1 protein-coding gene is annotated in these 7,953 nt (G+C 47.9%); it reads left to right on the top strand.

The features are described from left to right. The first annotated feature begins 128 nt into the window (after nt 1-128). Nucleotides 129-7,940 carry an amino acid adenylation domain-containing protein gene (locus MKY92_RS12895; RefSeq protein WP_339301040.1) on the top strand — a complete coding sequence of 2,604 codons (7,812 nt, stop codon included), beginning with the start codon at nt 129-131 and terminating at the stop codon, nt 7,938-7,940. Nucleotides 7,941-7,953: the final 13 nt, after the last annotated feature.

Here is a 7,953-nt window from a genome sequence, read left to right on the forward strand (position 1 = left end):
AGAGACTGCATCACGTATTGATTGCCCCTTCATTAGACGAGATGTAAAGGTGCAGTTTCTCCCGGAATTCCATGTCTTAGGCGTCATACTGAAAGGAATGGTGAATTCCTATGAACATTGCGGAGTTTATGAATCTTTTACAGAGAAGAAATGTGAAATTGTACCATCAAGACGGGAAAATCAAAATGATTGGACCGCGTGAGGAAATCAATGCTGATCTTAAAACACAGATTAAAGAACACAAACAGGCTCTAATTCAGTTCCTGGTCCATCAGGAAGAAGTGTGGAATGCGCCTATTCCAAAGGCTCAAGAATCGACCAACGAGATGTACCCCCTGTCCAGAGCTCAGAAAAGAATGTATATTCTGCATCAAATGAACGATCAGGGAATTGCTTATAACATTCCAATGGCGGTGAAGCTGACGGGTCATCTCGAACTGGATTTACTTGAAGAAGCGATTGGGCGCGTGATGGAGAGACATGAAGCACTTCGAACGTCATTTGTGGATGATCGGGGTGAGCCTGCTCAGAAGATTCACCCTAAAATTCGGTTTAAGCTTGATTTCAGTGAACGGAATGATTTAGATATTTTGGTCAAGATCAAACAATTTATTCGACCTTTTGATCTAACGCAGGCTCCGCTGCTGCGGGCGGAACTGGTTCGCTTGGATCAAGATCAGCATGTACTGCTCATGGATATGCATCATATTGTATCCGATGGGATGTCATTTGCGCTGTTTTTGAATGAACTGGCTGAACTGTACAGTGGAAAACCGTTGACACCTGTTTCCATCCAGTACAAGGACTATGTAGCATGGGAGAAAGCCAAAGAACGTTCAGGTGATCTGAAGAAGCAGGAGACATATTGGCTGGATACGCTGAGTGGGGAACTGCCACAGCTTCAAATGCCTCTGGATTATGCCCGCCCGCCAGAGCAAAATTATGCCGGTCAGCGAATGGTTACCCAATTGGATCAGGAATTAACGAGAAATTTGCAGCGTCTTGCCGATGAGCATGACGTAACGATGTACATGCTGCTTTTATCAGCCTACGCAGTCCTTTTATCTAAATATACTGGACAGAAAGACATTATCGTGGGTACCCCGATCGCAGGCAGGTCGAATGAACATCTCAAATCAGTAATGGGTTTGTTCACCAATACAATAGCAACAAGACATAACATCGACCCGGAGCAGACATTCGTCGCGTTTTTGAATCAGGTGAGAAGGCATACCTTATCTGCATATGAGAATCAGGATTATCCTTTTGATGAACTGATTGAAAAACTGAACTTACCCATGGATCGGAGCAGACACACACTGTTTGATACAATGTTTGATTTGCAGCACGCCGAGGATTATGTGTTCCAACTTGGTCAGCTTCAAGCGGAAATGTGTGAATTCGATCTACCGGTCTCCAAATTTGATCTCAGTCTCACCGTAATTCATTACGGAAGTCACATGAAACTGGATCTGCAATATGCTTCCGAATTGTTTGCCAAAAATAGCATGGAACGTTTTTTAAGTCACTTGATGAATGTATTGAATGAGATTGCGTTGAACGCCACGCAAAAGGTAAGTCAGCTTCGCATGTTGTCCAGTCAGGAAGAGGATCAGGTGTTGCTGCAGTTTAACAGCAAGCGAGTGGATTCGTACCAGGGTACCTTAAATGATTGGTTTGAAAAACGCGCTGTATCTACACCTGAACGGATCGCAGTAGTCCACGGGGAAAAATCCATGTCGTATAAGCAGCTTAATGAACGAGTAAACAAGCTGGCACGCCTGCTTCGAATGAGAGGGGTAAAGCCCAATTCGATCGTTGGTGTTATGGTGGAGCGTTCCTTGGATATGATTGTTGGGATACTTGCAGTTCTTAAAGCGGGGGCTGCATATATGCCGATTGATCCTGAACTGCCTGATGACCGAGTATTATACATGCTCAGGGATAGCGAGGCCGTGTTGCTTTTGAACGGGTGTCCTTTGAGAGACAAGCTCCACATCACATCCGAGCTGGCGATGGACGACCCGGAAATTGAACGTATGGAACCACACAATCTGGAAGGTGTTAATGAGCAAGAAGATTTGGCCTACGTGATTTACACTTCCGGTTCAACGGGTGCACCTAAAGGGGTCATGACCACTCATGGAAATGTATTGAACTATATTTCTACATTTTTGGACAGAGTACCGCTAACAGAGGAGGATGCGGTTCTCCAGGTAGTGTCCTTTTCTTTCGATGCGTTCACTGAGGAAGTATTTCCGTTGCTGGCTGTATCCGGGCGTATTGTCCTGAGTGACAAGTTAAACGAAACGCATGTGGATGACCTGGTTATGCAGATTGAAAAAGAGAACATCACTGTCTTAAGCTGTTCCCCGCTCCTTCTAAACGAGTTGGACAAAAACAGGCATCTGCGTCCACATGCCAACATGAAATTTATCAGTGGCGGGGATGTCCTGAAATACGAATATGTCCGGAATATGGTAGGTTCGGCTCAGGTGTACAATTCATATGGACCTACCGAAGCAACGGTATGTGCTACATATTATCGTGTGATGCCACAGGACGAAGGAAGAGTGTCAATTCCCATAGGCAGTCCTCTTGGTAACTATGAGGTGTTTATACTTGATGAACATCAACAACCCGTTCCGATTGGTGTAGCAGGGGAATTATATATCGGCGGAGCAGGGGTTGCTAAGGGATATCTCAACCTTGCCGAGCTCACACAATCCCGTTTTGTAGATCATCTGCTTGCATCGGGGAACAAAATGTACCGCACCGGGGATATGGGGAGATGGCTTCCGGATGGAAATATCGAGTTTCTTGGAAGAAATGATGAACAGATTAAAATCAGAGGATATCGCGTTGAAATTCGGGAAGTGGAGCATCATCTGGCAGATCATCCCGATGTAAGCGACGCTGTAGTTATAACTCAAAAAGACCAACAGGGTCAGCTCTGCCTATGCGCGTATATTGTCTGGAATTCGCCAGAACATGGACATGGCTTTGATGAACTGAAAACACATGCGAGAGAACGATTGCCAGCTTACATGATTCCTTCATGGTTTGTAAGATTGGAGCAAATTCCGCGTACCCTCAATGGTAAAGCGGACCGTAACGTTTTGCCCCATCCCGATGTGGACAGCATGGCCAATACGACGTATGTGGCCCCAAGCAATGAGCTGGAATGTATATTGGCATCCATTTGGGAAGAGATATTGGAACTTCGGCCGATTGGTGTAGATCATAGCTTTTTTGAACTGGGTGGTCAGTCTTTGAGAGCATTTGCCATGATGTCAGCCATTCAGAGAAAGTTAGAGCTTCGGATTACACTCAAGGATATCTTTAACATGCCTACAATCAGGCAGCTGGCTGCATGGCTTCTAACAGTGGAGACACAGCGCACTTGCCCAATCCAAAAGGCAAACGAAAAGCCGTATTATCCATTGTCCGCAGCACAGCGCAGACTTTACATTCTGGATCGGGTGCAGCAAACGGGTTTGATGTATAACATGCCACTTATTATCCGTTTATCCAAAGAAGCTGAACAGGTACGAATGGAGCAGACATTGCTTGAAATGATTCATAGACATGAAGGGCTGAGAACTTCTTTTACAGAAATCGATGGTGAGCCCGTGCAGCGTATTCATGCCCAAGTGAACTTCAATCTTCTTGTAGGCAGCGGGTTGCAAAAGGATTTCGATCCGTTCATACATTCATTTATCCAACCCTTTGATCTGGAGAAAGCCCCTTTGTTCAGAGCTGCATTATGGCGAACAGAGACCAGCCAATATTTATGTCTTGATATGCATCATTTGATTTCAGACGCGGTGTCCATCGATAACCTTATCCAGGAAATAGGGCAAATCTATGAACATAAACAATTGGCACCATTAACCCTTCAATATAAAGATTATGCTGAATGGTCTCTGGCCCCGGAACAACAGGAACAAAGGCAAGAGCACCAGCAATACTGGACAGACATGCTTAAAGGTGAATTGCCCGTGTTAAATTTGCCGCTTGATTTCTCCCGACCTGCGATTCAGAGTCATGAAGGAAACCGGCTTCAATTTGCAGTGGATTCCGAACTGACACAAAAACTGCGTTTGCTGGCTGCCGAAAACGGTGTAACGCTGTTTGTTTTGCTGTTAACCGCATATACGATACTTCTTGCCAGGTACACTTCCCAGGATGACATCATTATAGGGACTACGGTGGCAGGACGAGAGCATCCGGAATTGGAAGATATGGTGGGTATGTTTGTTAATACGCTGGCATTACGCTTCTATCCTGAACCCGATATGTCCTTGCAGCAGTTGCTTCATCATATTAAGGATACTACGCTTGAGGGCTTTGCCCATCAGGACTATCCGTTTGATGAACTGGTAAGCAAACTTGAAGTGAAAAGGGATGCAAGCCGGAGTGCGCTATTCGATACACTGTTTACTCTTCAGGCTGAACAGACAACGGGAATGGACGCTAATGATTTGCTGGCTGAATACTATCCGTTCAGTCATCCCACCGCCAAGTTTGATCTGAGCGTAACCGCGTTGGAGACAGCGGAGGGTATAGAGATGTTTTACGGGTATGCCTCCAGGCTGTTCAAAGAAGAGACCATTGAGAAACTGGCCGGGCATTATAACGAAATTTTGAAAGAGATTGTAAAAGATACTCAACGCACCATTGGTAAGATCAACCTGGTGACGGAAAAGGAAAGGGAGCTGCTGCTGTACCAGTTCAACAACAATGTTCGGGACTACGCCCAACGAAAGTCCGTTCCGGAACAGATTGAAGACCATGCAATTCATTTTCCCAATAAAGTAGCTGTTGTATATGATGGGCAACAACTAACCTATAGCGAACTGAATGAACGGGCTACCGATGTTGCGGAAGCTCTGCTGGATCTTGGATTGCATAAAGAAATGCCTGTAGGCATTATGATGGATCGTTCATTGGAAATGATGGTTGGTTTACTCGGTATTCTCAAATCGGGTGGGGCATATATGCCTTTGGACCCTGCCTTTCCCGAGGAACGTATTCGCTACATGCTGGAGGATAGCGGTGCCAGCGTGGTTGTAACTCAAGCACACTTGTTATCCCAAGTGAACAGAGTCGGGGTTTCCTGTGAAACCTTGGTGGTTGACGATCATTGCTCACCAATACAGAGCATTCGGGAGAAGGGTGGAAGATCGGCTCGGCATGGCGTGTCAAAAATAAAACATGATGAACATGATCTGGCCTACATCATTTATACTTCAGGCTCAACCGGATTGCCAAAAGGTGTATTAATTGAGCATGGATCATTCGCCAATTTATGTTATGGCTTCAGTGAATCTCAGCAGATCACGGAGCGAGATCGTGCAGCTAATTATTTGCAAATTACTTTTGATGGGTCTATTATCGATATTTTTCCGACATTGGTGATGGGGGCCGAGCTGCACATCATCCCATCTCAGCTGCGCCTGGATATGTCACGGCTAAATGCATATTTGAATGCACACTCCATTACATTGATCACGTTGCCGCCTAAGGTGTGTGAAGTTTTTATCCATCAACCTAATACCTCATTGCGTTTGCTAATTGCTGGAGGAGAACAGCTGAAACTTTCGTTTCTTCCTGACTACCCCCTGATTAATGCATATGGGCCTACCGAGAACACCGTCGCTACCACCTACCAACGGGTAGATCAGGTTCACGGCAATATTCCGATTGGCAAGCCGCTCCCCAACATCTGGACGTACGTGATGAATAGTGATCATCAACTGTGTCCAGTTGGTGTAGCAGGAGAGTTATACATTGCCGGCAACAGTGTAGCCCGGGGCTACCTTAATAATCCGGACATGACTTCGGAGAAATTTGTGGACAACCCGCATGAACCCGGCGGCAAAATGTACCGGACAGGTGATCTGGTGCGCTGGCTGCCTGGTGGCCAACTGCAATTTATGGGGCGTACCGATCAACAGGTGAAAATCCGTGGATACCGGATTGAGCTTGGCGAGATCGAGCAACAACTGCTGAAACATCCGGCCATCCGGGAAACAGCGGTTCTGGCTCATCAGGACCCGCAGGGAAATGGGGCGCTGTGCGCCTATGTTGTAGCCGAAGGTGAAGCAGTGTGGACAGCTGCTACTGTTCGGGACTGGCTGGAAGCGGAACTGCCGGATTATATGATCCCGGCCTATGTGGTGCAACTGGATCAGCTGCCGCTGACGTCCCATGGCAAGCTGGACCGCAAGGCGTTGCCGGAGCCGGACCACCATCTGCCTGCCGGGCCGGAGATGGAAGCACCGCGTAGCGAGGTGGAGCGCATACTGGTGGAAGTTTGGCGTGATGTGCTGAACATGGAGGAGCTGGGCATCAATCACCAGTTTTTTGTCTCCGGGGGAGACTCCATCAAGGCACTCCAGATCGGATCACGTCTGGCCCGAGCGGGACTGCGGATGGAGGTTCGGGATTTGTTTGCCTATCCAAAGATTCGGGATCTCTCCCCGTATGTGAAATGGGATCACCGTGAGCGCCAGAGCCAGGAGCCTGTGGAAGGAGATGTGCAGCTGACCCCGATTCAGCAGTGGTTTTTTGCGAACAACACGACGGAACGAAATCACTTTACGCAGTCCTTCATGCTGCATCGGGCGGCCGGGTTCAAGCCGGACGTGCTGGAACCAGTGCTGGACCGATTGCTGGAGCATCATGATGCGCTGCGCATGAGATATGAGATACAACCAGATGGGAGTATCCGCCAATTCAACCGTCCGGTTCACACTGGAGAGCGGATGTATACCTTGCACCGATTTGATATACGGGACTGGAATGAACCAGAGCGTCAGGTCTATGAGGCGGCTACCCGGGTGCAGCAGGCATGTAACCTGGAAGAGGGCAAGCTGGTGCAGGTTGGGTGGTTTGAAGCCGATGACGGAGACCATCTGCTGCTGGCGATTCATCACCTGGTCGTGGACGGGGTGTCCTGGCGAATCCTGCTGGAAGACCTGGAAGTGCTGTATCAGCAAGCGGAGCGGGGAGAAGAGCTGGATGTGGGCGAGAAGACTGACTCTTACCAGCGTTTCGCAGAAGCCGTGCAAGATTACGCGAACAGCCCGCATGCCGCCAAGGAGCGAGCTTACTGGGGTAGACTTGCAGCGGAAGGGGCTGGACTGAACCTGGGAGAGCGGGGGGAAGCGGATCGATTTGCGGACAGCCATACCCTGCATAGCACCCTGAGTACGGAAGTCACCCGGCAGTTGCTGCGGGAGAGCAATCGGGCCTATCAGACGGAGATCAATGATCTGTTACTCAGTGCGCTGTACCTTGCGGTGCGTAAGCTAACGGGTGAGCTGAAGCTGAAGGTGAACCTGGAAGGCCATGGACGGGAGGATGTGCTGGAGGGTATCGATCTCAGCCGCACCGTGGGCTGGTTTACGACCCTGTACCCGGTTCTGTTGGAGGGAGAAGCGGAGGACGAACTTTCGACCACCATCAAACGGGTGAAAGAGGGATTAAGGAAGGTACCGCATAAAGGCTTTAGCTATGGAGCGCTGAAATATGTGGCCCGGATGCCGGAGTTACAGGCGGAGAAAAAGGCTCCAATTCTGTTTAACTATTTGGGAGAGATCGGAGCATCCGCAAATTCCGGGTGGGTTCATGCTTCGCATTTTAAACCGGGAGAAAGCATGGGCGAGCACATTGCACGCATGAACCCGATTGAGCTGAATGTAGCCATCTATAACGGAAGCCTGGCCCTTAGCACAACCTATACCAAGTCTGCGTTTTCAGAAGAAATGATTCTTAATTTAAACCATTATTATATCGAAGCAATTGAACAAGTGATTAATCACTGTATCAGCAAAGAACATACGGAGAAGACATCTACCGACTATGGATTTAGTGACTTGTCATTAGAGGATCTTGAAGATTTATTAAGCGAATATGAGCTGATTGAGGATTAATATTTGTCTATTT

This window comes from Paenibacillus sp. FSL R5-0623 (genome assembly GCF_037974265.1).
In the GTDB taxonomy this organism is placed as follows: domain Bacteria; phylum Bacillota; class Bacilli; order Paenibacillales; family Paenibacillaceae; genus Paenibacillus.

Excerpts from the sequence above, each read along its gene's own strand:
- MKY92_RS12895 (WP_339301040.1), top strand. The coding sequence starts at position 129 with ATGAATCTTTTACAGAGAAGAAATGTGAAATTGTACCATCAAGACGGG.